Origin of the sequence: Pyrodictium delaneyi (genome assembly GCF_001412615.1) — an archaeon.
GTDB lineage: Archaea > Thermoproteota > Thermoprotei_A > Sulfolobales > Pyrodictiaceae > Pyrodictium > Pyrodictium delaneyi.
Genome location: NZ_CP013011.1, coordinates 962,112 through 986,940, shown reverse-complemented (window position 1 = coordinate 986,940; position 24,829 = coordinate 962,112). Strand labels below are relative to the sequence as shown.

Below are 24,829 nucleotides of genomic sequence, written 5' to 3'. Positions count from 1 at the left end.
CTATAGGCTAAAGCCCCCATTTCGCGAAGGGTTGATGCGCCCTTGCAGCCAGGCATCATTGAAGCTTCGGAGAAGGAGATACTTGACAAAATAACAGCTCTGCGCGAGGAAATTAAGCAGCTAAAGGAGAAACGCTACAGCCTCATTGAGGAGGTCCGCGGCCTTAGACAAGAAAGACGGCAATTGATAGAGCGTGCAAAGCAACTTCGTGAGCAGATACGTCAGCTTAGGGAGAAGCGCCGTCAGTTGGTCGAGGAGGTCCGCGGCCTAAGGCAGAAACGCCGTGAACTTCTAGAAAAGTTGCGTAACTTAGTAAATGAACTTGAGCAGCAAAAGCGTATAGCGGCGGAGTTGAGGCCCCTTGCACGTCGAAGTATAAATGCTATTCGTCGCCGTATAGAGGAGCTTGAGTGGCGGCAGCAGACACAGATACTTACCCCACAGCAGGAGAAAGAGATCATTGACGAAATAACCAGGCTCGAGGCGCTCCTCCAAAAGACCCTGGAGGCGAGGCAACTTCTCCAGGAACTCGCCGAGAGACGTGCCGAGCTTATGGGACTCCGCCTACAGCTACGCAGCTACGGCGAGGAAATACGTGCTCGTAGTGAACGTATATCCCGCATAGACGAGCGTATCAACTCGCTCCGTCAAGAACTCGATTCTCTCAGTCCAAGGATAGACGAGCTTGCGAAAAAGATAGAGGAGATGAGTGCAGAGATAGATAGGCTTCGTGAGGAGATAAACACTAAGGTGCAGGAGCTTCGACAGCTAAGCGAGCAGCTGAAGAGCATATACACTGGCAGAGAACGCGAGAAGATGCTACAAATCTATGCTGAGAAGAAGCGCCAGGTAGAAGAGAAGCTTAAACGCGGCGAACCGCTTACACTGGAAGAGCTGAGACTGCTATACGCAACGCAGTTAGACGAACTAGAGGAAGAGGGTAATGAAGGAGAAGAAGAGACTGCTAGTACTGGCAGTTGACCTAGATAACGACCTAGGCCGTGCAGGTATAGCTACACCTATACTTGGCCGTGAACACGTACTAGACGCGGCTATACGTTTTGCACTCTATGATCCTGAAGATTCCGATGCAAACGTTCTTTTCGCTGCAATAAGGCTGGCAGATGAACTAAAGCGTAAAGGTTACGAGGCGGAGCCAGCGGCAATAGCAGGCAGTGAACTTGGGGGAGCAGAAGCCAGTATACGTGCACGCCAAGAACTCGAAAAGCTTGTTGAGGAATATCAGCCAGACGGAGTAATAGTTGTCTCCGATGGGTCAGAGGATGAACTCTTAGTTCCAATGGTGGCGTCGCTTGTACCCGTCTATGGTGTCCACCGGCTCGTGATAAAGCAGCTAAGGGGTGTTGAGGAGACATACGTGCTCTTCGTCAAGTATCTGCGAAAGGTGTTGACGGAGCCCAGGTTTTCCCGCATGTTCCTAGGCGTTCCCGGCGTTATATTAGTCATGTTCTCAGCCCTAGCACTGATGAACATGCTTCGTGAAGCCCTTCTTCTAGTCTTCATGATAGCAGGTGCGGCTATGATAGTTCGGGGCTTTGATCTTGAAGACAAAATAATGAAGGCTCTGACAGAGACTCCTGTGACACTTGTATCATACGCTACAGCTGGTCTCTCAGCAGCACTTGCCATCGGCCTGGCAATTACGCAGCTCATGAACGCGAAGTCTATGGGGAGTATATCGCCACAAGATCTTGCTGAGACGCTACGTGGTGTAACTGGGTTATTGGGTTTTGCAGCTAGTATTGCAATACTAGGTCATGCTGCTTCAAAGTTTGTCTCCGGTAGCCTAAAACTGACAAGAGAGCTAGTATCCATAGCTACCGTGATAGTTGCAGTAGTATTGCTCGACACTATAGCCTCAGCGCTAGACATGATGAACGAGATGAGTCTAGGGAAATTCATCCAGGCTCTCATAGCGAGTAATTTTGCTCTCTATGCGGTAGCCTCAGTAATACTAGTAGCTGTTGTATGGCAGCTTGCGAGAATACTAGAACACTCTATCTTCCGAAGCGCCGCTCCCGCCTCTGAAAAGAGAGAAGAGCCCGGTACAGCTCAGCCTCGTCAAACTCGGGCCACAGACGACGAGTGAAATACAATTCGGTGTACGCGATATGGTAAAGGAGGAAGCCGCTTAGCCTCATCTCGCCTCCCGTCCTTATAAGTAGGTCGGGCTCAGGAAGCCAGCCGAACAGCATACTGTCCCTCAATTTGGCGTTATCGTTGCAGCTACGTCGGACAGCCTCTTCAACCTCCCAGCGCCCGTTATAACATACAGCAATAGCCAGCGTGCGGGGTTTGTTATTAGCCGTAGCGGTGTTTATCTCTTCTATGCGTTCGACGAGCCAGCCGGGAAGGAGCGAGAGGTCGCCGCCGATGAACACTCTTGTAGACCCGTCTTCTACTCTTTCATCTTGCCATAGCTCATCGATAGCGCGACTAAGCAGTTTGTGGATGTTCTCGAGCTCATCTCGCGGCCGGTAGAGACAATTCTCTCTAGAAAGCGCATAGAAGGTAACATTATCTATACCGAGGCTCCACAATCTATTGAGAGTATTCTTTGCAACGTAATAACCGTGTACGTGGCCGACTATGGGGCTAAGTCCTCTCCTACGGGCCCAGCGGCGATTACCATCAGGTATTATGGCTATGTGGCGGGGCAGCTTATCTTTTGACAGATTACGTTGTAGCAGCTTCGCGAGTATCTTCCTATACACTATCCTCGCCACCCTTGCCTGAGGCCAGCTCCACGTGGATCTTTTCCCGCACCTCCGCGTTGATTAAGGATTCTAGCCTGCATCCTTTGTGACTACATTATGTATTATATACATGAAGGTGTAACGTTTCTAACAATAGTTTGGTTAGATACAAACTTTACCGAGTGAAGTTTTTAGTACGGTACATTATTTAGTTATTGTATACCTTCACGAGGATATAAGTCAGGATATTACCCTTGCTACGTATAGGCGTGAGCGTGCATAATCATAGAAGATCTCTGTGCCTACCAGCTTTGGCATCTTCACTACTATATCCCTCTCCGTTATTATGCCTTCGAGTATCTTCTCTCTACCGACAACTGGTAAGCCGCTTATTCCTCTCTTACGCATCAAGCGAAGAGCTCTGCCCACGTCTGCCTCCGGGTCTATAGTGGCCGGAGCTCCGGTGGCAACTTGAGTGACGACTGTGTCAAGCACTTCGCTATCAAGCCCCTCTTTGAGTTTGCTGAGAGTGTTTTCGAGAGCTATATAGTCTAGGACGTCGCGGGCTGTGAGAAGTGCCACAACACGATCATGGTCATCTACTATGGGTATGTGGCGGTAGCGGTGTACTGCCATTAACTCTATGGCGTCTCGGAGCTTTGCCCCTTCGCGGAGGCTGCGAGCAGGCTTAGTCATGACCTCGTGTACAGCGACATGTATATCCACTAGAGCCATTATTCCGGTTATGTGTTTCTCGGAGATTATGCCCAGTACCCTCTCATCCTTGTCAACAACAGTTATAGCGCCAACATTAAGCTTGGAAAGTATATACACTACATCGTCTATACCAAACTCGCCCACAACTACGCGCGGTGGGTTGCGCCACATTACGTCAGCTACGGTTGTCTCCTGTAGTCCCTGGTATACATTGCCGCTTACAGCCCGGCGGTGTATAAACGATAGTATACGTCTTATGGATAGGATCCCCTGGAGCCGCCCCTCATCATCCACTACGACTGCGTGACGTACACCCCTCTGGTCCAGAGCTAGAAGGGCTTCGAGAAGGCTCTGCCTAGGGTCTAGAACAACAGTAGGGGGGTACTGTCCTAGTAAAACGAGTTTCCCCGGCAAAGAGAACCTACCCAGACTATCTACGTATGTCGCTGAGAGGGAATTAAGCTAGGCGAAAATAAAGTTAACATGCTTCAGAATGGAGGAAAGGCTAGAGTGGAGGTACTGGCTGCTCCGCGCCACACGCTTCGCAGATGAGTATCCACGCCTTTCCTCTTCTTTCGAGCTTTGTGTCGGGTGCGCCGCAAGTAGGGCAGATGACGTAGGTCTTGACGAACCTTTGTATGAGATTACCTAAGGTGGTGCTCGATACTTTGGCATTTATCACCAGTATACCGTTTTCCTCATCATAGTTGCCGCTGGTACCTAGCTCCTTCAATAGATACCTCATTACTAGCCGTGGTTCCCTCCTCATGACGCTTGACAGTTGTTTAAAGTTGCGAATCATAGTCTTCGTTCCTATCCTCTCTACCATGAGCTTTGGTAATTCGAATCGTGAAGCTTTAGCGGTCCTAGCTGGTAGTCGCGAGTAGAGACGCTGCAGAAGATAGTCATAGTCATAGATTAGCTTCAGTGCCTCGCTTCCTCTAGCCTCGCTCAATTCTCCGTCCCCACGCTACACTGCGGACGTGGCGGCTAATTAACCTCCTCTAGCTAAGACGCACACCTAGGGGTGCAGGAGGGTCCTATGGAGTCTGAAAGTGAACCCCTAGTATACATAAATATCATTGAGGCTCAGGGAGAGAAAATAGTAGCTATGTGTGACCGGGACCTTCTAGGGGTAAAGCTAGTGGATGGTAAGCTTGTCCTCCACGTGAACGAAAGATTCTATGGTGGCGAATTAGTGCCGCTAAGCTATGCTATGACAAAGGCACGTGAAGCTACGGTGCTTAACCTTGTCGGGGAAAACGTAGTGAATGCTGCCATCCGAGAGGGGCTTGTTCATCCCGAGGCCGTTATACGTGTAGCTGGAGTACCTCACGCACAGGCTGTAAAGATGCCCTATTAGTCTCTCTGTCTTCCCCGTAGAGTATCAAAGTAGGGTTAACGCCGTACCATTCTCTGTACAGGTAGTCACGGAGAACCGTTTCGACGAATACAGCGTTCTCGTGGCCAAGACCTATAACATGCTCTATATATTCATGGATAAAGCTTTCGTCAATGAACCACTCGGCTTCATCCTCTAATTGGAGCCAACGTACATTAATGTATATAGTTCCGTTGCTATACCATGCAGCTCCATCATCGTCTTGTGTGGTTATGACGATCTCCGTCAACTCTCCCTGTCTACCCCCGGCAGCTCTGGGCGGCTCCTCTAGGGGCGCCCCTAAAACGTGTTTGAGAACCATGATATTTATTAGTACGACGATATGTACCATGACTATTGTAGTGAAGTGTGTGTCGTGGGCCGGGTTACTAGAAGTTCAGCCTGCGAGGCTTTCACGGACAGCCCGGGTAATACCCGAGTAGTATCAGCCCTGGCAGCTTAGTGCAGCCGGCTGACTCATACGAATATAGTGGATATGGTAGGTGAAGAGGTGGATACAATGTACAGCGAGGCAGAGCTAGCTGCTAGGATAGCTAAGGAGCGAGGGAGGGCCTACCGTGAGCTAGCAAACAGTATAAGGAATCTCGCTGAGGGAGCGTATACAACCAAAGAGGCTATTGAAGGTATCTACGTTAATAACGGCGATAGAGTACGCTTAGTAGCCGCTCTTGCCGGTATACCTGCTGCAGCAGTAACGCTGGCGTCCGGAGCCCCTGCCTACGTGGTGGCGCCACGTCTAGCTGGGGCGGCTTTCACGTTGCTAAGGGCGGGTGTACGGGTGAGAGCTACTAGGGATGCCTATGTGTCTCTGCGCGAGGTCCTTGAGGAGCTTTCACGGATGGCAATTTAGCGAAGTGGAATAGCTTACACTATGGCATCACGTTAGACATTCTATAGGATGAAGTAGCTATAGGGATAGGGGAACAGTTTGTGGTTCTATGGCTATGCCCTAGCGTGAAGCATAACTACGGTTAACCGGTCTAGACAAATACATGGCTTTAGTTCTTGCCTGTATAGGGATCCCTACACTCGTCTCACGTGTTTGAGTAAGAATAAGGCGTGAAGGGAGTGATACTGGCTTGGTCAGGCCCATATACGAGGAGGAACTGGATGGACTCTTGCTGATGGAGTATGAGGAATTTGAGCTTAAAAAACCGAGCTTTATGGTGCTTGGTTTACCTGACACGGGTCTTGTCGGCGTAATATCTTCGAGCCATCTTGTAGAAAATCTCGGAATGAAAGAGGTTGCGGGGATAGACATACTCTCTATGATGCCGCCTGTGGCTGTAATCTCTAAGGGTGTCGTGAGGCCGCCTATAAGGATATACCTTAGCGACAATGTTATGGCAGTCTCTGCTGAGACACCAGTTCCTCCCCAAGCGGTGTACCCTCTGGCAAAAATGCTCGTAGACTACGCAATGAAGAGGGGTATAGACTACATAGTATCGATAGTAGGCATTGCGTCGCCCAACAGGATAAACCTTGAGAAACCCGGGATTTACTGGATAGCAAGCGACGAGAAAACGCGGAAACTAGTAGAGGGGCTCGGTATAGAGAGCTTCACAAACGGATACCTCGTGGGGCCGTACGCGTTGATACTAAAGCAGGCTATACGCAGCCGTGTATCCAACCTAGTACTATTAGCTGACGCCTACATAGAGTTCCCCGACCCTGAAGCAGCTGCGGAAGTGTTGTCAGTCGTGTCAAAGCTGGTAGGAGTAGAGGTTGATGTCAAGAAACTGTTAGAACAAGCCGAGATGATACGGATCAAGCTACGAGGGCTAATGAAGCAGACTAAGCAAGCCATGGCGGAGATGAGAACACCTAGCTCTCTAATGTACGCCTAAAGCGGCTATGTGTAGGCGTGTGGGGTGAACATGTTGACCCTCTATGAGGAACTGCGCCGCGAGTGGGAGAGGCTACGACGCAAGATAATGGAGGAAGTAGATAGAATGCTATACGAGCTAGAAGAGTCAATGCACTACGGCTGGTCGCCTGACGGTAGCCTACGGCCCCTCTACACGGTATACGATTATCCTGACCGTTACACCGTACTCGTCGATTTAGCAGCTGCCGATACTTCGTCGCTCGAGGTGAAGGCTACAGAAGACCGTCTAGTAATAGAGGCCAGGCTTGAGCGTGAAATAAGATTCAGCGACGTTTACGGAACCCCTCTTGGGCGTGAAGTAAAATTCCGCCTATACAGGCACGAGATACCGCTGCCGCCGGATGCAGACCCTAGTGACATACACGTGAGAATACGCCCGAACAAGATTGTTGAGATAATAATCCCCAAGAAGAGGGGCTAGGAAGGGGAGCTGGATTTCTACCTACATACATCTTCTTAAAGCCCTTAGGCTAGAGCTGCTAGGCGTGGAGGTGCTATCCTTCATGGTCTACGAAGGTGTGATAGATCGGGACGAGAAGGGCTACCTCATAAGGCTCCCGGACGAGTTAATGGCTAGCCTACGCTGGCGCGAGGGTGACAAGGTAAAGATAGAGATGAGCGAGTGGCGCGGCAGACTCGTAATTGTCGTCTACAAGTAACCCTAGAACACGGCTAACAGCTTCCCAACAGGAGTGGTTCACTAGTTTTTACTTAGTCAGAAGCTCCCTGGATCCGTCTTCTACCGACGTTCCTGAGCTCAAGGAGTTTCTTCGGAGTGAGTCTACCTAGTACTATGTACGGGTGTATATCCTCTTCAAGGTCTAGCTCAGTGTAGACACCTATGCTGTTGAGCCTCCGGCGTGCCTCCTCGAGGCTAGAAGACCCGGCTACAGCCTTAGCGGGTGGTGTGTGCTCGTAAGTCTCCCTGGCGTTGAGGAAGACTGTGGCAGCCTGGTATACTGTTATTCTCACTACGCGTGTCCCGCCCCGTATAGCCGTAGAGCCGTATTGCCCCCGTGCGGCTAGGAGAGCTATTTTGCCGGCCTCGGTCTCAACGTGCTGGAAGAGTTCCTCGAGAAGACCAAGATCAATGGCGTCTAGCCCGCGTATCCAGCGGTAACCTCCGCTTCTTGCTATCTGTGCTATTCTCTCTAGCAGCCTCTCTTCCGGCAACTCCCCGTCAGCCCCGAGGCTATGGACAGCGAGGACTGCGGGTAGGCCTGAGTTAGCGGCAGCTGCTAACCCGAGGCTGTCACCCAGGGGGCTCCACAGCTCCTCTTCGTGCCCCTCAGCTAGCACGTCGCCGCCAACGTCTACGTCTAGCAGTGCATCACAGCCGTGGATACCCGCTATCTCCTCTACGGCTCTGCGTATAGACAGCTCTCCACCCCACGTATTCACCGCATAGACTGGTATGGGAAGCAATGAGGCTACTTTACACGCTGCAGGCTCGAGGAGTCGTCCCTCCCTTAGGGCTGAGCAGCCCGGAGAGAGCCGGGCTGCGTCGCCGCTGGCTATAGGTTCGGCTCCGCTAAGAGCTTCGAGGGGTATAGGCCCTGGCGCTGGATCACGTACAAACCTCTCCCACAGTGAGGCGGCGATGACAGTCCCAACTCTCTCTCTGCGGAGGGCCTCTGCTAGCATAGCAGCCGTAGCTACATCGCCACCGCCACCGGTTGAGAGGACTAGCACGCACCGTGGCTGGAAGCCGTAGAGACTTGTAGCCATGCACATACCGTGGCACCACGTGCCGCCATTGTAGGTGATCTGCGCCGGCCTCGAGGCGGCGCCGTGGTGTCCAAGGGATACCGCCTCTTAGAAAAGGGGTTTCCTTGTATAATGGTGTATGGAGGCTCTTAGAACCCGGGGGTGCTAGCCCTGGGCAGACTATTCGGTACAGATGGGGTTAGAGGTGTCGTCAACGAGCTGCTTACCCCCGAGCTCGCTCTAAAGCTGGGTGCGGCGATAGCTACTTACTATGGCGAGGGTGCGCGCATCCTAGTTGGTCGTGATGCGCGTGTAGGAGGTGACATGATACTCCACGCTGTTGTAGCAGGCCTCCTTTCCTCCGGTGCTAGGGTGTACGTGGCGGGTAGCCAGGGATTTGCACCGACACCAGCTGTGCAGTACGCGGTTAAGGAGTTGGGTTACGATGCGGGGGTAATAATAACGGCCAGCCATAACCCGCCCCAGTACAACGGTATCAAAGTCGTAGGTCCACTCGGGATAGAGATTGACCGTGACACGGAGAGGAAGATAGAGGAAATATACTTTGAGGAAAGATTTCGTCGTATCCCGTGGAGTAGAGCGATAAACGAGACTAATACCGAGCACCGTGTGGTAAACTTATACGTAGACGCTGTAGTGGACAGAGTAGACAAGAATCTGATAAGGAGACGGGGCTTCCGAGTACTCGTTGACTGTGCTAACAACGTCTCCTCACTTACAAGCCCCGAGATACTCCGGAAGCTCGGAGTCAAGGTGTATACCCTCGCGTGTAACCCGGGCCCCTTCCCCTACCGCGAGCCGGAGCCAACCCCAGACTCGCTCGCAGAAGTAGCAGCTGTTGTCAGGACGCTCGGGCTAGATATGGCGGTAGGGCATGACGGTGATGGTGATCGTGCCATAATATTGGATGAAAAGGGAGAGGTGTGGTGGGGAGACCGGACTGGCACACTACTGGCAGCCTACATTGCTGAGGAGAAGCTCCCCGATGTACCGAAGAGACTCTACACAGCAGTGTCAAGTAGCAGGCTGGTCTCGGACTACCTAGAGCCGCGCGGTATAGAAGTGGTGTGGACTCCAGTCGGCTCGATAAACCTCAGCTATCGGTTGCTAGAGGAGGGAGGCATAGCGGGCTTCGAGGAAAATGGAGGATTTATATATCCGCCTCACCTCCTTGCCCGTGATGGCGGGATGACTTTAGCTCTGTTCCTCGAAATGCTTGCCAAGAAAGGTGTGAAGGCCTCCGAGTTGTTCAGCGAGCTACCTCGCTACTATGCAGTAAAGACCAAGGTGCCCATGCAGCGCGAGAAAGCTCTGAAAGTGGTAGAGGCTCTCCGCAACGAATACGAGGGGAAGCCCGGCTATAGAATAGTAACCGTCGATGGGTTACGTGTTGAGGCGGACGACTTCTGGTTCTTAGTAAGGCCAAGCGGCACAGAGCCTGTCCTGCGGATTATGGTTGAAGCTAGAAGCCCAGATAGAGCTAAAGAGCTAGCAAATAACCTCGTCGAGAAGGCGAGGAGGCTGGCCGCGCTATGAAGTATCGGTTTATGGACCTGGCTGCGTGTCCTATGTGTAAGCACTTTCCCCTAGAACTCTACGTCGTTGAGGAGAAGAGTTACCCGGAGCGCGAGCAACAGATACGAGAACTGCTGGAGCGGTACAAGCCGCCGCTTTGCGAGCTATACTGCTACCGTCTACAGACGCCGGTTGGCAAGAAGATAGAGGAGGTAGGCTCAGCAACGCCCTGCGCTGACTGCCTAAAAATAGAGGTGGTAACGGGCGTGCTATACTGTCCTAACTGCGGCCGCTGGTACCCGATAATAGACGAGATACCTCGCATGCTTCCCGATAACCTGAGGAAGAGGGATGAGGATCTTCGCTTCCTACGTAGATATCAGGACAAGCTACCCGATAAGATAGTCTACGAGGGGAAACCCTGGAGCCTAAGCCGGGGCTAAAGTGTGTTACGGCTTTCGAGCCCTTGACTGAATATCTCTTCTCATAGCTGTTAGATTGTCGTACTGAACGGGAGAGGTGTGTGGAAGCAATGTCTCACGATTCACCAAAGATATTAGTGACGAACGATGATGGCGTTCATAGTCCTGGGCTCCGATTACTATATGAAGCAGTGAAGGATTTAGGTAAGGTCTATGTCCTAGCACCGGAGACGCCGAAGAGCGCCAGTGGCCTAGGCATAACATTGCATAAGCCTCTTCGTATAATGAAGGTGAAGCTGTGGAGCGATGTAGATGTGTACATGACTAACGGTACACCGAGCGACGTCATATACCTTGCTATAGAGGAGTTCTCGCCCCGCTTCGATGTAGTAGTATCGGGTGTAAACATTGGCGACAATACTAGCATCCAGGTTATACTATCGTCTGGCACTGTGGGTGCGGCGGCCCAGGCTGCACTACTAGGTATACCGGGTATAGCATTCTCGGCGAACGTGGATGAGGCTAACCAGCTTGAAGAAGACAAGGAAACGTGGGACAATATCAAGAAGATTATACGTCGTACTGTGCTGTGGGTGTTGGAGAACGGTATACCCTCCGGAGCAGATCTTCTCAGCGTGAACTTCCCTCGCCGTGTAACGCAGGGCACCCGTGTCAAGATAGCACCGGCAGCGCGGATGAAGTTCCTCCAGAAGGTCAGCGTGCTCTACGATCCCCGCGGGAAGAAGTACTACTGGCTATACGGTACGCTTGTGGATCCGGAGCCAGGCTCAGACGTCTACGTGGTTCATGTAGAGCAAGCTGTAGCAATAACACCCTTATCACTCAACTTAAACGTAACTGGCGAGGCTTGGAGCCGCATAGTCGAGGAGCTCAAGCCAGTAGTCAGAATGCTAGAGGCCGAGCTTGCAGGAGAAGAGGAACAATCAAGTACCTCCGAAGCATGATAACCCTCTTTCCTGGGGGTGGTGGCCCGGCGGACGAGATGACCCCCGCTCCGGGGTGATGTGGCGCCGGGTCCGACCTCGGGTACACAGCATCATCCACTAAACTCCCGGCTCTCTTATTCCTCGCAAGTGGAATAACCTTACGAAACTATAGTCTAAGGGAATGGATGGGATGGCATGGAGAGCTAGGCCGCAGAAGCCCTGCCACATAGTTGTACAATCTATCGAGATAGTTGGAGAGCTTAGCTCCGAAGAATGTGGCGATGTATGTCCCACAGAGGCGCTACGGTTTGAGAGGGACCATGTCGTTGCAGAGCCCGAAAGATGTCTGGCATGTCTGGCATGTATGGCGCTCTGTGGCCCCTCCCGGGTGCGCATAGTTACAGACTGGATATGTCCCGAGTAGACGTATGTACAAGCTATGTCTCTGGGGCGACAATAAGTACTGCTGACACGGAGGATATCCACCGGAGGAGCTGTTAAAAGCATAGGGTGTGTTCAGGAATGCCTCTCCGCATACTTTTCTACGACGTATACATAGTCGATGAGAAGGGTGCAGTCCAAGGACCCGGTTATATACACATCTCTGCCGGAACTATAAACTACATTGGGATCGGCGAGCCTCCTGAGGAGGCGCAGTATGCGGAACTAGTAGCAGGGGGGCCCGGTCGAGTAGTATATCCAGGCTTTGCAGCGCCTGCAGTCTTCCTTGAAATGTACCCTTTTCGCCACCTCCTTGTTGATGTTAGGCCGCAAGAATATCCAGAGAGCAAAATCGCGGAACGAGTACGTTCGATGAGCAGCCGTGAGGCATACTATGCAGCACTCATGGCTCTCCATGAACTCTCTATGCATGGCTATACCCGCGTAGTAGCGGTAGATCCTCATATCGATGCAGTAGCCCGTGCCATAATAGACTCGGGACTAGAAGGAGCAGTCCTCTACCCTTATGGTTGCAGCCTAGCACCGACTCAGGACTTCAATGAACTCGTCAAGAAGATAGAGGAATATGGGATTGACCGACGTCGTATACGTGTAGGAATAATGGTCTGTGAGGATAGAGAGCCTCCAGAAGTAGTTCTCGAGAAGGCAGAACTCGTCTATACGAGAAGATCCGGCATGCTAAAGGCCTCGAGCGGTGAAAGAAGCATTGTTATCTCGCCGAGGCCTCTTGAGGGCGCGGTACCCGGCCCCCTATATCCTCACACCGCTAGTCCCTGGGCACTACTAGCTCAACATAATGGCTGGAATCCTAGGGACGTTTACAGGGCACTTACACAAACTCTACATGAGATCCTCGAACCAGGCTACCGGGTATACGAGAAAGGCCGGCCAGCCCACATAGTGGTCGTCGATGTGTCGGAGCCCCCCGGCTGGCTGCCGACGCCAGAATATGCGGCACCTTGGAGCCTCTCTGGCTCAAGGCCACGTGTCGAGACAATAGTTTCAGGTGGTAGACTAGTGGTAGATGGTGGCGAGCACCTAGCAGTAGGGAGTAATGCAGCGCGACAAGCGTCAGAAGTTCTACGACAAGTATTAGGCTAGGAGGACTGTGCGAGGGGTACCTGGCTACGGTTATGATGCTGGTGTCTAAAAACCAGGGAGGTTTTAGCCCTGGGTACTCCTATTCTAGGTTCCTCGTAGTGACCTTTCTTTCTACGCGCTGGGCACGTAGAGCAGCAGCGATGTAGTCGAATGCCTTCTCCGGGTTAGTGTGCTTGCCGCAGCTATAGACGTCTACAGTGGCGAAAGCGTATTCGGGCCATGTGTGTATAGTTATGTGGCTCTCGAGGACTATAGCTACGATGCTGACGCCCTCGCCTATCTTCCAGCTGCGGACATCCAGCAAGGTCATGTTGCCTAGTTTGGCAGCATTTACGACTATCTGGCGTAGCCTCTCCTCGTTACTGAGTACTTCACGATCACAATTGTAGAGATTGCCGTATACATGCTTGCCATACACTCTAGGCTCTCCTGGCGCTGGCTCCGGCCTTGGCCTGATAGCGTGTGTTATCTCCATCGCTCTCACCGGGGAGGGGCACCCCCTATAATTACCTTTAAGAGTTACCCCCCTCCGCCGCCTGGTTACGTCGTGCAGACAAGCCGGCTAGCTGTAGTACTCTCTCTTCTCGCTGGAAGCTTTGATAAACCCAGAGCGGCTACTCCCGGCTCTCATCTCGGGCACATATACCGGGGGCATAGGGTATTGCCTAGAATCCAGCCTTTCACCAAGGCCGGTAAAGGTGATGTGTCGTCACATGTACTGGTTACCAGCCTCGAGGAGGTCTACGAGAACGCTATTAGTCTTCTACACGACGTGGTAGAAAGGCCGGGGAGGCCAGGTTTCCGTCTGGCGACAGGTAGTCTCCATCGCGCGGAGCTCTCTGTAGCCCTCCGGCCGGTCGGTCCTTCGGCTCTAGCGATACTTGTTGAGGAACTCTCAAGGCTTGGTGCACGTGTCATAATGCATCTTGATACGGGTCTAGCTATATCACCGAGCTTGGGCATAGGTAGTGTCGTGCTGGCAACAGCAGCTATAAAGGGCGATGGAGTGTCGAAGACGTATGCACCGATAGAGGTCCCGGCTATTCCGGACTACTCGCTGCTACGCCACATACAGCAGTCGCTCGAAGTGCATAACATAAAGACTGTAGCCGGGGTTGTCTGGAGTCTTGACACGTTCTACCTTAACGAGCAGCTACTAGAGCATGGAGCCAGGCTCTACGGCAAAATAGCACTCGCAGTAGACATGGATACAGCGTCACTCTTCACTGTCTCGATGAACAGAAAGCTTATGTCCGCATCAGTGCTCGTGATAGAGTCGAGTCTACCCAAGGGTATCGAGCGCGGTTCTTCCTACCTCGAAGATGAGTCTGACGAACTGCGTAGGAAAGTGTTTGACAGTATCGATAAGCTGCTAAAACCGCTGCTTGAAGCTCTAGCGCTCCACATGGAGAAAATGAAGAGTAAAGTTAACGCGAGGATATAGGATGTAGGAAGGTTAGCTGTAAGGGATACAAGCTATGAGCTGCGTCAACAGAGTAGACGAGGCACTGCGGTTGCTAGACGAAGCTATGGCCCTAGTAGAGCGCGTAGAGGAATCAATAGGTGAGATTGCAGCAGCTGCCAGTAGCGGGCAGCCGGCCAGCCGGGGAAGTCTCTACGCAGCCTACACCTACATAGTAAGACTACATGACAAACTTGCTCAGCTCCGCAACGCTATATACAATCTAGCTTCCAGTGAATAGGCATAGCGTTACACCCTTAGCGCGGCTAGAGGACACTAGAAGGCCCTGGCTAGGTGCAAAAACTCTGGCATGGTGGGTGTAGATTGTATGGGAAGCTGCTACAACAGCTGGGCCTTGTGAGGCAAGCATGCAAGCTAGCGTCTCTAGTATCAATGGTGGCCTTTATAGCCTCTATAGTGGCGTTGCTGCTAAACATGCCTGGCCTAGCCATAGGTTCCTGGCTCATTGCGGGGGCAACAGCCGCTACTGTATCATTTCCAGCTGCAGTCTACACGGAGCGCGTTGCACACCTACTGGTAGAGAGGGTTGAAGAAGCTGAGACACCACCGCCCAGGCCACCTATAGACCCTTTGATGGCAGCAGCGGCCTCCATTATAGCGCCGCCAGCTACAGCCCTCATAGTCCGGAGCATAGTTGAGTGGCTTGCGTCTATGATAGACTGGCTCGTACAGGTTATCCCGGAAGCTCATGTAGAAGTAGAGAAGTATGAAGTAACTCCTATAGACAAAGGCGTATATGCAGCAGGAGTCTTGATGATGGGTTTGCCGGCCCTGGTAGACCCCTTGTGGAGGCTACTAGACCAGCTAACATGCCTCGCACTCCGAGTGCTCTCTGTCAGAGATAACTCCCTTAGGGACAAGCCATGCACGAGTAACCTTGTAGAAATAGTGGTCTGGGCCAAGCCTCTCTACAACGCCCTCGACGCAAAGCTCTTCTCTGAAAAGTGGAGCATCAAGGACTAGAGTTTCGGCCTCGCCGCCTTCAAAGGCTGGGTTAAACCCGTACCTCTTAGCCAGCCTTATCACGGTCTCAACAAGTTCCTCGTCTAGAACTCGCCCCACGAGCCACCCTGGGAGGCCATAGGCCTGGACGCTAACAATCATCACCTTGAAACCCTCACGTACAAGACTTCTCATGTAATCCTCCTGGCTGATCCTCCATAGAGGTGTAAAGATACGGAGTCCCGCCTCTTCCGCAGCCGCAGCGAAGCGGAGCCTTTGATAGTCACTTAGAAGAGCCCCAGCTACGACCGCTTCACACCCTCTCTCCTTCGCCTCCATGAATATTTCTAGCAGGCTTGCCTCCTCGTCCTCGCCAGCCTCCCTCGATATGAGGGGAATGCGAAGCGCCCTAGCCTGGAGCTCTGTAAGCTGGATGCCCGGATAATGGAATAGCATACTAGCCCATCCACGATTAGGTCGTAACGATAAGAGACAGCATACATCAAAGCCGTGAAGTACTGCCCAGTGGAGCGCATAGGTGCTATCCTTTCCGCCGCTAAACATGCTGCAGACACGCAAAGAGGGCCACCGGGGCTACTACAACCACATATGCAGCCAGGAAGGGAGCTATACCCGAAGCAGTATATGAAGAATCATATGCTCTACACGGCGTAGATATATTAGTGGGGCTTCTGTCAAACCGGTTACTAGAAGCTTGGACGAGAATTGCTGCCTCGTAGATGCCGTGACTTGCTGCGAACTGTCTACGAACTAGAGCGTGGAGGTGACTGCTATCCATGAAGGTGACGCTGATGATTGTGACGGTAGCTGTAGCTCTAATAGTCATCTACCTACTTGTCCAGGGTATCGGTATGGAGATAAATGTAGGTGATATAAGCATCGCATCCGGTTATACGCCTACAAAGCCGTACTCTTCAAATCTCGTAATCTATGGCGATAGCCACGTAGTAGATAGGCAATTGTATGGCATGCCGCTACTGAATGTACTTGAGCTGTATCTGCACGTAGGTGCTAGAGATGAAGCGGTAGAAATATGCGGCATAGAGATACCAATCATCAATGAGGATATCCAACTATATGCCAGACTTACCCCGGGGTCATCGGCATGGCTTACTCTAGACGGTCTTTCCGAAAAGCCAGCTCCTATAGAAGTGAAGGCGCAGCCGTATAATAGTATAGACTCGGAGCTGGATATAGTCATCAAGCTTTGCGACGGCTCTATCTACTATGCTAGGGTCACCGTACGATAGAGCCGCTAGAGAAGTAAAGTGGTATCACTGCATACTGTGTATGACCGCAACAGAACTCCAGAATAACGGGCAGAATGCCCTTCTCTACGTAATCCGCAGGAAGACCATCCACCCGGAAATGTACAGTTATCTCGGTCGATACACTGGTATGCTGTGTCGCACTGGGCAGCTCAACATCAAGCGGTATACTTGCAACGCCAGGTATCACTAGATTGCAAAGCTTCGCAGAGGAGGAGTGTGCATATACATATACCCTAATTGTTACCCGGAGATTACTAGCCTTAGTACTGTCGAATATGGCGTAGCTCCCGGAGCCGAGTACAACCGAATCTATTTGCTCGTCCTCCCCTACAATCTCATTGTATATGTTTCTAACAGTAGTCAATGGGTTGGTGTTATATGCTATGGATGCAGCTACAGCGAACAATACGTTAGCAAGTGCTAGGGCTGCAATGGCGGCTAGAAGAGTATCTCTCAAGATTAAGATCTACCTCTACATACCCGGCATCCGGGGCTACAAGGCTTCTTCGGGAGGCTATAGCAGCCGGAAACCCTAACCGGCGCGTTAGAGCTGCCAGCTCTATAGCCTCCATATCGTCTTAAGCTCTCTCTATGCGAAATAATGTATCGTTGAATAGCTATTAAGACTGAAACTTATATCGATCCCTACCAGGAGAAGTTGCCCCAGAGCGATATTGATGGATAACTACTTCCTTGTGACACTTATATTTCATCATAAGCCCCATTATAATGTTTATCTATCCTAGTTATGAGTTCGAGGTTTAAGGAGGGTCATTGTTTCTAAGGAGTCTCTACTAGGAGATGGGTAGGCGTAACAACATGGGCGGGGCCAGCAAGGTCGCAGCAGCGCTGAGGAGCCTCGGCTACGAGGTGTTGCTCTGGGAAGAGCCGGGCGAAGAGCCAGAGCAGACCGGGAAACGTTTTGGAGACATCGTTCCGGCCCTCGCGGGTAGCGGGAAAGGTGAGCTACGGCTTTATCGTCACCAGCTAGAGTCCATAGAGGCGCTAACTGCCGGTATGAACGTTGTGCTGACAGCCCGGACAGGTTCAGGTAAGACTGAAGCGTGGGCACTGGCAGCTTTACGTGAAGGCTGGCGTGTCCTAGCAGTCTATCCTACTCTAGCTCTGGCTGCTGACCAGATACGGAGGCTCGAAGAGTACTACAGCCTGGCGGGACGCCGTGGAGCAGTAGTGCGTATAGACCGGCCTAGTATAGAGAAGAAGGGACAACGTGGCGATGAACTGCTAAAGTTAATCCACCAAGCACGAATCGTGGTAACGAATCCAGCGTTCCTCCTCGCCGAAATGAAGAGACTAGCCCTCCACCCGCACCGTGCTGTGTTGGAGGACTTTATCTCGTCGCTAGACCTCATAGTGTTCGATGAGCTAGACTTCTACGGGCCCCGGGGCGCTCACCTCCTACTAGCCATCGTGGAGCTAATCTCACGGTACCTTGCCTCCCGGCCGCCGCGCGTTGTCGTGCTCTCAGCGACGCTCGGCAACCCCGATGAACTGGCATCACTGTTGACGAGGCTTACGGGCCGCGAGACCAGGATAATCGAGGGCCGACCATTCAAGACGCCTAACCGGACAATCATAGTGATCGGTAAGGGTCTGGAGGCACTACGGGACTATATACGTGCATACTCTAGCGTTATAGCTTCCCGTGCACCCTGGATAATGGACATTGTGTATAACGAGGAGGAGTTCCGCGAACACCTCTACGAGGTCTACGAAGCCCTTGAGGCCCTAGGGCTGAGACCTCCCCGACCCGGCCTAGATCCGGTAGAGATACTCCAGACCATACTAGAGGCCTCCGAGCCGGGCAACGTGACCCTAGTCTTTACCCGGAGTATACGCATGGCTGAGAGACTGTACCGCGGCCTCCTCGAAAGACTACCAGCAGACAAGCAGAGGCTCGTAGGTGTGCATCACCACCTTGTCTCTAAGGAGCGGCGTGAGAGGATAGAAGAGGCTGCTCGCAAAGGACAGATCGCGATGATAATAACGGTCAGAACGCTCGCCCAGGGTATAGACATTGGGAGTGTCAACCGTGTCGTCCACATAGGGCTCCCAGCCGACCTTCGGGAGTACATGCAGAGGGAGGGGAGGAAGGGGCGTCGCCGCGAGCTAGGCGTCACAGAGACCATAGTCGTGCCTTCGGGGCTCTGGGACCGGAAGCTGCTGGAGGCCGGTAGCTCGGCCCTGAAGCAGTGGCTCGGTCTACCCCTGGAGAAGCTCTACATAAACCCATCCAATGCCTATGCAGCTATATTCAAGGCTATGTGGAAACTACTGCGCGGCCTAGAACTCGATCCAAGTGAAGAGCAACTTCTACGCCGGTTGGGCCTAGTAGAGGAATACACCTCTCTCAACGGCAGTAGGCTCACCTTGAGCCGGCGAGGCAAGGCGTTCTGGAGCGACCTAGGCTTCTATGAACATGGTCCGCCCTATGGCTACCGTAAGGTGCTTATCCGTAGAGGCCGGGAAACACTGATACGTAGCGAGGAAATATCACACCGTGATGCGGTCGAGAAGTATCAGCCCGGCACCTATGACCCTATGAGCGAGATGCTAGTGGTAAAAGTAGAACCTCGGGAACTCCGGGTCTACGAGCAGCCTCCCGACGAGGCTATCGCAGAACACGACTGGATAGCCCGTGCAGTATCCAGGTATGAGGATCTTAAGCGGGCGTGGGGCGAGAGACCAGGCTTCGAGAACGACCTCCGCTACGGCAGGATATACACTGCCGTGGTGCTCAACGTGTCTGCGCCGACGGGAGGTTTCGGTGAGCTAGTAGAGGAGCCAGTGGAAGTCGAATGGCTCGTTGAGAGCCGCCGCCCCCGCCTAGCTAGCCGGCCTACCGGGATGGTACGGGTCTACCATGAGATGGCGTCGATAGAGCTTAACGCGCCGGTTGCCGGGCGGTATCGTGACTACACCTATGGCTATGTATTTGAAGCCCCGGGTACGTTATCGGCTGAGGATCTCCGTCTAGGTCTAGCAGCGCTAATGGTGTACTTGCGGCTAGACCCTCGCTACGCTATACCTCTAGGGCTCATACGTTATCGCGTCGTCTCCGCGGGGCCTGTGAAGCTGATACACCTCTGGGAGCGCGAGTCAGCAGGACTCCTCGATACGCTTGATTGGCTCGAGGTCGCAGAGAAGGCGCAGAGTTACGAATACCCGGGCATAACAGTGCCCCTGCTAGCAGCTGTTGATCCTGTCTCTGCGCTGCGCGTAATGCGTGGAGAAGTCTCCATAAAGCGGCTGAGGGAGCTCGCTGCCCAAGCAGCCCGGGTAATAGCGGGCTCAAAGACTATACAGGCCGGCGGCGTGATAATAGAACATCCCAGGCCTTCGCGGAGTCATGGGCTTGGAGCAATAGCGGTAGTACATGAGACCATTGAGGACAATGGTCAGACTGTGGCAGTGGCAGCCGTAGCCAGCTATGACGGAGAGCGGGTAGAAGTGGACAGCTATAGGGGTAGAGCGAGCCTGGAGTCGGCATCTGAGATGGCTCGGCTAGCCCTCCGCCATCTAGACAGGATACTGAGCCAGGGCTTGCGCGTAGCCTACTACGGGCAGGATCAGCGCAACATGCTCCTCCGCATGCTCGCTGGCAGCTATACGGGCGTACTAGCGCTCCGCGGGGCTGAGCACGAGGGCCGTCTCGTCGACGCAGCAGAGCAGGCTGCCAGGCTAGCCGGCGACACACCGCTGCTCATGCTTGTAGAGCCGCGGATAAGGAGCTACCTAGAATGGGCTAACCGGGCGAAGGCACGCCACGACTCCGAAGAACTGGAGACAGCCCTCCGGAGCCTAGCCTCCGCCATGGCTATTGCTGCGTACCGTATCGCGCTGGCAGCCGAGAAGGGTAGGATAGTCGTCATGCGTGGCAAAAAAGCCTCGGAGCAAGCATAGAGCCGTGCAAATACTCGTAGAGAAGCCTGGCAACAGCGTTAACCACTACATCGGCTATCGAGCCTGGCCCGGTGCTCTCCAGAACCCTCCATAGCTCCTTTTCGGCCCTTCTATCGCCTTCGGCTGCTCTCAGCCATAGCTCGGAACAGATAGAACCAGCCTTCCTCGACAGTAGCAGGTCGCCCTCAAGCCCAGCTAACGTGTACGTTGCCCGACGCACACCCCTTTCTAGGCAGTCCTCCTCCCGGAGAATAGGCAGCACCATGCCAAGACTAAGCGCCATAAACGAGACGGCATCACGGGACACCGGGTCGTAGAGCGAGGCAGCCTCCAACAAGGCTCTCAGCGTCACCCTGGCCTCGCGGAGCATCTCAAGCGAGTGCCTGCCATCGACCTCTGGCAGTCCGCTCCACGATATTCGGGCCAGGTATCTCGGGCTTACGAGCTGGAGGCCACGATAGAAGGCTACAGCAGCTTCAACACCACTCTCATCGACTACTATGCGGCTAGACGCCATAACAGCCTCCACGGAGTCTCCTCTGCCTCGGCGGAGTGAGAGGCCGAGCGCAGCAGCCTGTAGCGATAAGAGGAATAGGCTCCCGAGCCCGGGGTTTCCCCAGCTCGTCGCCATGGCCCCCACGGAGGATAACCAGCACTCCACCCAGTCACTAGCTGAGCCGTGGAGCGCCCCTAGGCAACTACAGAGGCATGCTTCATACGCCAGGGGGGCGAGTCCGGCAAAGCCCAGAGGGTCTAGGTCTCGTCTCGGCCTCTGGAAGCTAGAAAGCCCGGGCCGTGGGACAGCAGCATCCACCACTACGGCGGCTGCACAAGCCCGAGCTAGGCTCTGGCATGCTAACTCCTCTGCCATACGGTCTCTCCCGCCACTATCGTGGCGTTGAAGCCTATTCCAGTGATCTCCTCTACGTCAACTTCCAGCGGGTCGCGGTCAAGCACAGCCATGTCCGCGAAGCAACCCAGCTCAAGGCAGCCTGCTCTCGTCTCGCCTAGCAATAGGGCGGAACCAGCAGTGTAAAGATGCAACGCGGTTTCGACGTCGAGAGCCTCTCTCATAGTATACTGTGCTAAAGTGCCACGCGTGACGGCGGAATAGATTCCTTCAAGCGGGTTTAGGGGCTCTACAGGAGCGTCACTCGAGAACCCAAGTAACACCCCGGATGTAAGCATGCTGCGGAACGGGTATAGCCACCTAGCCCTCCCGGGGCCGAGCCTATCCACGGCCCAGGAATCGCTCACCAGGAACCGGGGCTGAACTGCGACCCTCACCCCTAGCGAGGCCATCTTCTCGACTAGGTCAGGTGGCGCTAAGCTAGCATGTTCAAGCCTACACTTGCATCCCGAGGCAGCAAAGCCCCTTAACGCCTCTTCTACAGCTGCGTCGCCTATGGCATGTACAGCCACATCTAGCCGCCATTTACGCGCCCTCGATGCAATATTGGCAAGATCTTCTGCGGAGAGAAGCCTCCGGCCCCTCGACCTGGGCTCATCGCTATAGGGCTCTCGGAGCCATGCAGTCCGCGCGCCAAGGCTCCCGTCCATGTAGAGCTTAACTCCAACAACGCGGAGCAAGTTGTCTCCGAGCACCGGGACAGCCCCTAGCTGGTCCAACTTTTCGAAAAGCTCTTGTGAAAGGTAGACGCGGAGGCGTAGACGAAGCAATCCCATCCGCCTAGCGGCGACGAGGCCCCGGAACACGTGAGCATCCACATCCATTGCACCGGCCAGTGTTATACCGTATCGTAGAGCCTCTTCAGCACCCTCGACAACGAGGCGGACCGGGTCAAGACTCTGTATAGCCTCACGGTAGGCCTGGGCAGCTAACTCCTCAAACACGAGGCCTGTAGGCTTGCCGTCGCAGCCACGGTCTACGAGTGGGCTGCTAGACTCTAGCAGCCCTAGAGCCTCCATTGCTTTGGTATTCAGTGCTGCGGCGTGGCCACAGACACGGAGCAACACCACGGGTTTATCAGGGACGACCTCGTCTAGCTCGTAGCGTGTAGGCCAACCGCCTAGCCGCTCCTGGTCCCAACCCCTGCCGAGGACCCAGTCGTTGAATCTATCCGCCTCATGCCTAACAAGCTCGAGAAGCTCCTCCAGGGACTCCGTGTCTGACAAGTCGATAGAGTACTTCGTGGCACCTATGCCGCGTATGTGTAGGTGAGCGTCAACAAACCCTGGCACAATAACTCCATCGAACTCCACAAGTCTTGGCTTGCCGCAGCCAACAGCAGCGGATATCTCCTGTGCAGCACGCATGGCATCGCCGAGGAACCCAGCATAGACCACGTATCCACCGTAGACTGTTACTGCCTCAACGTATCTAGTCGGCTTAAACCCTGTATAGATCCGTTCAGCACTATATACTACTGGACACCGAAAGGACAAGGCATCATGACACCTTACCTGATAGAATACTTCCTCGAACCATCTTAGGGATGCCCCTACCATGAGTTAGAGGTCACCGTGCTGGAGCTTTATAACTATAACATTGTTTCCCGAGAGGTCCGCAGAATAGATACACCCCCAGACGAGCAGAAAGTAGCCGTGAACCAATCGGGTCACGGGGCGTTACATGTAGCGACATCTGCTGACATGGGAGGGTGTAGGCTGAGATGCCTATGTGTATACGCTGTGGACGTGAAGTAGACAAGCTTGTAGATGGAAGGTTATGTTCCAAGTGTTATCTAGAACTATATGGGTTTGGTAGGCCGCCTGCAAAGCTGCAGCTAGCGGTTTGCACGAGATGTGGGAGCTACCGGTATCAAGGGCGTTGGTTCCCTCCACCAGGTGATGGCGGACTGGAGGATGTTGCAGCACTAGTATTCCAGGCGAGCTTCAAGCCAACCGAACATACAGAGTACTACCGGGTTGAGGGCGTCGAAATAGACTATGATGCTGAGCAGGCTCTGGTGCGTGTAGCTGGCCGGCTACAAGGCATGGAGCATGAGGACACCATAGTCTATAGTGTGCCTGTCGTGGTACAGAAGCAAATATGCCCGGTATGTTTCCAGCGGGCGGCAGGAGTTCCTACAGCTATCGTGCAGGTTAGAGGATACAATGGTAGGCTAAGTGAGGACGATAGAATCGCTGTTGAAGAGATTATAGACGAACTGGGAGAATCCATAGAGAGCGTTATCCTATCGGTAGACGAACTCCGTGAAGGTATAGACCTCAAGATGTTAGACCAGAATGCAGCTAGAAGCCTCGCTGCGAGGCTGCGCAGCCGGCTAGCAGCCAGAGTGAAAGAGAGCCATAAGGTAGTGGGCAGGAGGAACGACGGCCGCCGCGTGTCGCGACTCACGCTATCTGTTCGTTTACCCTTCTTCAAGCCGGGGACGTTAGTAGAGTACCAGGGATCGCTGGCGCGCGTAGAAGAGATAGACCGTGGCTATGTATTGGTACGTCAGCTCGGCAGTAGTAGACTACACCGGTTAACAGTGGAAGAGGCGTGGCGGCAACTTCACGAGCCCCGGCTAGATGACCACCGGCGTGTACTTGTAGTAGCGCTAGAACCGGGCTGGATACACCTGCAATATCTCGACGGCAGTTATGAATATCTGGAAATTCCTCGTCGAGATACCAGTATTGAGGGGAAACTAAAAGAAGGGGTAGAGGCAGAATTGCTTGTCTACAATAACCGTTACTACCTCTTACCTCGCTACTAGCCCTACATCACGCCATGTACGTCTCCACGAACGTTCTTCCTCTCTTCCTCAATGTGTCGTATCACTCGTTGTACTAACTCTTCGGGGCTGGATTCTTCGACGTCCCTCCTGTCATCAATCATGACTATCGTTACTATACGTGGAACACCCATGCTATATAACTCGTCGTGAATCATTCTGACTATTGCACCAACTTCGCTTAGATCTCGAACATGAATGACCGTGGTGTCGGGAGTGACTATGGGTTTGTACCCGTGAGCCTCTAATAGGGCTACGACTCGAGCCACATAGCGAGATAGACTAGTACCTACGCCTACAGGTAGGACTTTAAGCGAGACTACAGGCATAGCTTGGAGTCCCTCCAGGCACATATAAAGGGGATTCCGTGGAGCCCAGGAAACCCCAATAATTGTAGTACGTGGTGTAGTTCTGAGACTTATACCTACCCGTACAAGCCTTAGAAGTATTCCGGGAAGTGCTGACTACAGCCGAGGCCGAGCCCCGGAAGCCCCGGCCCGGGGCCATGCGGTACAACACCTAGGCTGAGCATCCTTCAGCCTTCTATATACTCCCTCTATACTCCTCTAAATACACCAGACCCCT

At 53.3% G+C, this 24,829-nt stretch carries 28 protein-coding genes; 17 read left to right on the top strand and 11 right to left on the bottom strand.

Annotated features, from left to right (window positions below):
- Window positions 1-42 precede the first annotated feature (42 nt).
- Together Pyrde_RS05005 and Pyrde_RS05000 are read left to right on the top strand one after the other, a co-directional pair.
- Window positions 43-981, top strand: coding sequence for a coiled-coil protein (locus tag Pyrde_RS05005; RefSeq protein ID WP_055408743.1), 939 nt, complete (start codon window positions 43-45; stop codon window positions 979-981).
- Window positions 944-2,110: a DUF373 family protein gene (locus Pyrde_RS05000; RefSeq protein WP_055408740.1), complete on the top strand. Its 1,167-nt coding sequence runs from the start codon at window positions 944-946 to the stop codon at window positions 2,108-2,110. The genes Pyrde_RS05005 and Pyrde_RS05000 overlap by 38 nt, the downstream gene beginning before the upstream one ends.
- On the opposite strand, the gene uppS is transcribed toward Pyrde_RS05000, so the two are convergent.
- From uppS to Pyrde_RS04985, 3 genes are all read right to left on the bottom strand, one after another.
- The gene (uppS, locus tag Pyrde_RS04995; protein WP_055410752.1) at window positions 2,019-2,735 is read right to left on the bottom strand and encodes a polyprenyl diphosphate synthase; all 717 of its coding nucleotides are present in this window, start codon (window positions 2,733-2,735) and stop codon (window positions 2,019-2,021) included. The two genes, Pyrde_RS05000 and uppS, sit on opposite strands and share 92 nt — an antisense overlap.
- Before the next feature lie 222 nt (window positions 2,736-2,957).
- The gene (locus Pyrde_RS04990) at window positions 2,958-3,848 is read right to left on the bottom strand and encodes a CBS domain-containing protein (RefSeq protein ID WP_055408738.1); all 891 of its coding nucleotides are present in this window, start codon (window positions 3,846-3,848) and stop codon (window positions 2,958-2,960) included.
- 91 nt (window positions 3,849-3,939) lie between these two features.
- Complete coding sequence (locus Pyrde_RS04985) at window positions 3,940-4,389, bottom strand: translation initiation factor IF-2 subunit beta (protein WP_055408735.1); 450 nt, start codon at window positions 4,387-4,389, stop codon at window positions 3,940-3,942.
- 87 nt (window positions 4,390-4,476) lie between these two features.
- On the opposite strand from Pyrde_RS04985, the gene Pyrde_RS04980 reads away from it, so the two are divergent.
- Window positions 4,477-4,797, top strand: a complete 321-nt coding sequence (locus Pyrde_RS04980; RefSeq protein ID WP_055410750.1) for a DUF424 domain-containing protein — start codon at window positions 4,477-4,479, stop codon at window positions 4,795-4,797.
- Here Pyrde_RS04980 and Pyrde_RS04975 read toward each other — a convergent pair.
- Window positions 4,745-5,065, bottom strand: a complete 321-nt coding sequence (locus tag Pyrde_RS04975; protein ID WP_143522012.1) for a hypothetical protein — start codon at window positions 5,063-5,065, stop codon at window positions 4,745-4,747. The genes Pyrde_RS04980 and Pyrde_RS04975 overlap by 53 nt on opposite strands.
- A 270-nt stretch (window positions 5,066-5,335) precedes the next feature.
- Between Pyrde_RS04975 and Pyrde_RS04970 the strand changes: the two genes are divergently transcribed.
- From Pyrde_RS04970 to Pyrde_RS10845, 4 genes are all read left to right on the top strand, one after another.
- Entirely contained in the window at window positions 5,336-5,686 is a 351-nt protein-coding gene (locus tag Pyrde_RS04970; RefSeq protein ID WP_143522013.1) for a hypothetical protein, read from the top strand.
- Between the two features lie 229 nt (window positions 5,687-5,915).
- Window positions 5,916-6,683 carry a proteasome assembly chaperone family protein gene (locus Pyrde_RS04965; RefSeq protein WP_055408729.1) on the top strand — a complete coding sequence of 256 codons (768 nt, stop codon included), beginning with the start codon at window positions 5,916-5,918 and terminating at the stop codon, window positions 6,681-6,683.
- Between the two features lie 33 nt (window positions 6,684-6,716).
- Window positions 6,717-7,145 carry an Hsp20/alpha crystallin family protein gene (locus Pyrde_RS04960; RefSeq protein ID WP_055408728.1) on the top strand — a complete coding sequence of 143 codons (429 nt, stop codon included), beginning with the start codon at window positions 6,717-6,719 and terminating at the stop codon, window positions 7,143-7,145.
- Between the two features lie 82 nt (window positions 7,146-7,227).
- Window positions 7,228-7,383 (top strand): hypothetical protein, encoded by a 156-nt coding sequence (locus tag Pyrde_RS10845; RefSeq protein WP_180385413.1) that lies wholly within the window; start codon window positions 7,228-7,230, stop codon window positions 7,381-7,383.
- 52 nt (window positions 7,384-7,435) lie between these two features.
- On the opposite strand, the gene Pyrde_RS04955 is transcribed toward Pyrde_RS10845, so the two are convergent.
- Window positions 7,436-8,452 (bottom strand): DUF1152 domain-containing protein, encoded by a 1,017-nt coding sequence (locus tag Pyrde_RS04955; protein WP_055408726.1) that lies wholly within the window; start codon window positions 8,450-8,452, stop codon window positions 7,436-7,438.
- 150 nt (window positions 8,453-8,602) lie between these two features.
- On the opposite strand from Pyrde_RS04955, the gene glmM reads away from it, so the two are divergent.
- From glmM to Pyrde_RS04930, 5 genes are all read left to right on the top strand, one after another.
- On the top strand, window positions 8,603-9,988 hold the full coding sequence (gene glmM / locus Pyrde_RS04950) for a phosphoglucosamine mutase (protein WP_055410748.1): 1,386 nt from the start codon (window positions 8,603-8,605) through the stop codon (window positions 9,986-9,988).
- On the top strand, window positions 9,985-10,410 hold the full coding sequence (locus Pyrde_RS04945) for a Trm112 family protein (protein WP_055408724.1): 426 nt from the start codon (window positions 9,985-9,987) through the stop codon (window positions 10,408-10,410). Before glmM ends, Pyrde_RS04945 begins: the two co-directional genes overlap by 4 nt.
- An 89-nt stretch (window positions 10,411-10,499) precedes the next feature.
- Window positions 10,500-11,354 (top strand): 5'/3'-nucleotidase SurE, encoded by an 855-nt coding sequence (surE, locus tag Pyrde_RS04940; RefSeq protein WP_055408722.1) that lies wholly within the window; start codon window positions 10,500-10,502, stop codon window positions 11,352-11,354.
- Between the two features lie 172 nt (window positions 11,355-11,526).
- Window positions 11,527-11,760: a hypothetical protein gene (locus Pyrde_RS04935; protein ID WP_143522015.1), complete on the top strand. Its 234-nt coding sequence runs from the start codon at window positions 11,527-11,529 to the stop codon at window positions 11,758-11,760.
- A 98-nt stretch (window positions 11,761-11,858) separates the two neighbouring features.
- A complete protein-coding gene (locus tag Pyrde_RS04930) occupies window positions 11,859-12,899 on the top strand; it encodes an amidohydrolase family protein (RefSeq protein ID WP_055408718.1) in 1,041 nt (346 codons plus the stop codon).
- A 79-nt stretch (window positions 12,900-12,978) separates the two neighbouring features.
- Here the strand turns inward: Pyrde_RS04930 and speD are convergent, their stop codons facing one another.
- Window positions 12,979-13,374, bottom strand: a complete 396-nt coding sequence (speD, locus tag Pyrde_RS04925) for an adenosylmethionine decarboxylase (protein WP_055408716.1) — start codon at window positions 13,372-13,374, stop codon at window positions 12,979-12,981.
- 186 nt (window positions 13,375-13,560) lie between these two features.
- Between speD and Pyrde_RS04920 the strand changes: the two genes are divergently transcribed.
- A complete protein-coding gene (locus tag Pyrde_RS04920) occupies window positions 13,561-14,343 on the top strand; it encodes a nucleoside phosphorylase (protein WP_180385414.1) in 783 nt (260 codons plus the stop codon).
- Between the two features lie 34 nt (window positions 14,344-14,377).
- On the top strand, window positions 14,378-14,602 hold the full coding sequence (locus tag Pyrde_RS04915) for a hypothetical protein (RefSeq protein WP_055408712.1): 225 nt from the start codon (window positions 14,378-14,380) through the stop codon (window positions 14,600-14,602).
- A gap of 584 nt (window positions 14,603-15,186) precedes the next feature.
- Here the strand turns inward: Pyrde_RS04915 and Pyrde_RS10435 are convergent.
- On the bottom strand, window positions 15,187-15,903 hold the full coding sequence (locus Pyrde_RS10435; protein WP_082419488.1) for a diphthine--ammonia ligase: 717 nt from the start codon (window positions 15,901-15,903) through the stop codon (window positions 15,187-15,189).
- Between the two features lie 218 nt (window positions 15,904-16,121).
- On the opposite strand from Pyrde_RS10435, the gene Pyrde_RS04905 reads away from it, so the two are divergent.
- Complete coding sequence (locus Pyrde_RS04905) at window positions 16,122-16,595, top strand: hypothetical protein (protein WP_055408708.1); 474 nt, start codon at window positions 16,122-16,124, stop codon at window positions 16,593-16,595.
- Here the strand turns inward: Pyrde_RS04905 and Pyrde_RS04900 are convergent.
- A complete protein-coding gene (locus Pyrde_RS04900) occupies window positions 16,582-17,073 on the bottom strand; it encodes a hypothetical protein (protein ID WP_055408707.1) in 492 nt (163 codons plus the stop codon). The genes Pyrde_RS04905 and Pyrde_RS04900 overlap by 14 nt on opposite strands.
- A 344-nt stretch (window positions 17,074-17,417) precedes the next feature.
- Between Pyrde_RS04900 and Pyrde_RS04895 the strand changes: the two genes are divergently transcribed.
- Window positions 17,418-20,540: a DEAD/DEAH box helicase gene (locus Pyrde_RS04895; RefSeq protein ID WP_231656804.1), complete on the top strand. Its 3,123-nt coding sequence runs from the start codon at window positions 17,418-17,420 to the stop codon at window positions 20,538-20,540.
- Here Pyrde_RS04895 and Pyrde_RS04890 read toward each other — a convergent pair.
- Both Pyrde_RS04890 and Pyrde_RS04885 read right to left on the bottom strand, forming a co-directional pair.
- The gene (locus Pyrde_RS04890; protein ID WP_055408705.1) at window positions 20,506-21,411 is read right to left on the bottom strand and encodes a triphosphoribosyl-dephospho-CoA synthase; all 906 of its coding nucleotides are present in this window, start codon (window positions 21,409-21,411) and stop codon (window positions 20,506-20,508) included. The genes Pyrde_RS04895 and Pyrde_RS04890 overlap by 35 nt on opposite strands.
- Entirely contained in the window at window positions 21,396-22,946 is a 1,551-nt protein-coding gene (locus Pyrde_RS04885; protein WP_055408703.1) for an amidohydrolase, read from the bottom strand. Before Pyrde_RS04885 ends, Pyrde_RS04890 begins: the two co-directional genes overlap by 16 nt.
- Window positions 22,947-23,173: 227 nt before the next feature.
- On the opposite strand from Pyrde_RS04885, the gene Pyrde_RS04880 reads away from it, so the two are divergent.
- Window positions 23,174-24,226, top strand: a complete 1,053-nt coding sequence (locus tag Pyrde_RS04880) for a 60S ribosomal export protein NMD3 (protein ID WP_055408701.1) — start codon at window positions 23,174-23,176, stop codon at window positions 24,224-24,226.
- A 2-nt stretch (window positions 24,227-24,228) separates the two neighbouring features.
- Here Pyrde_RS04880 and Pyrde_RS04875 read toward each other — a convergent pair whose 3' ends face one another.
- A complete protein-coding gene (locus tag Pyrde_RS04875; protein ID WP_180385416.1) occupies window positions 24,229-24,573 on the bottom strand; it encodes an MTH1187 family thiamine-binding protein in 345 nt (114 codons plus the stop codon).
- Between the last annotated feature and the right edge of the window lie 256 nt (window positions 24,574-24,829).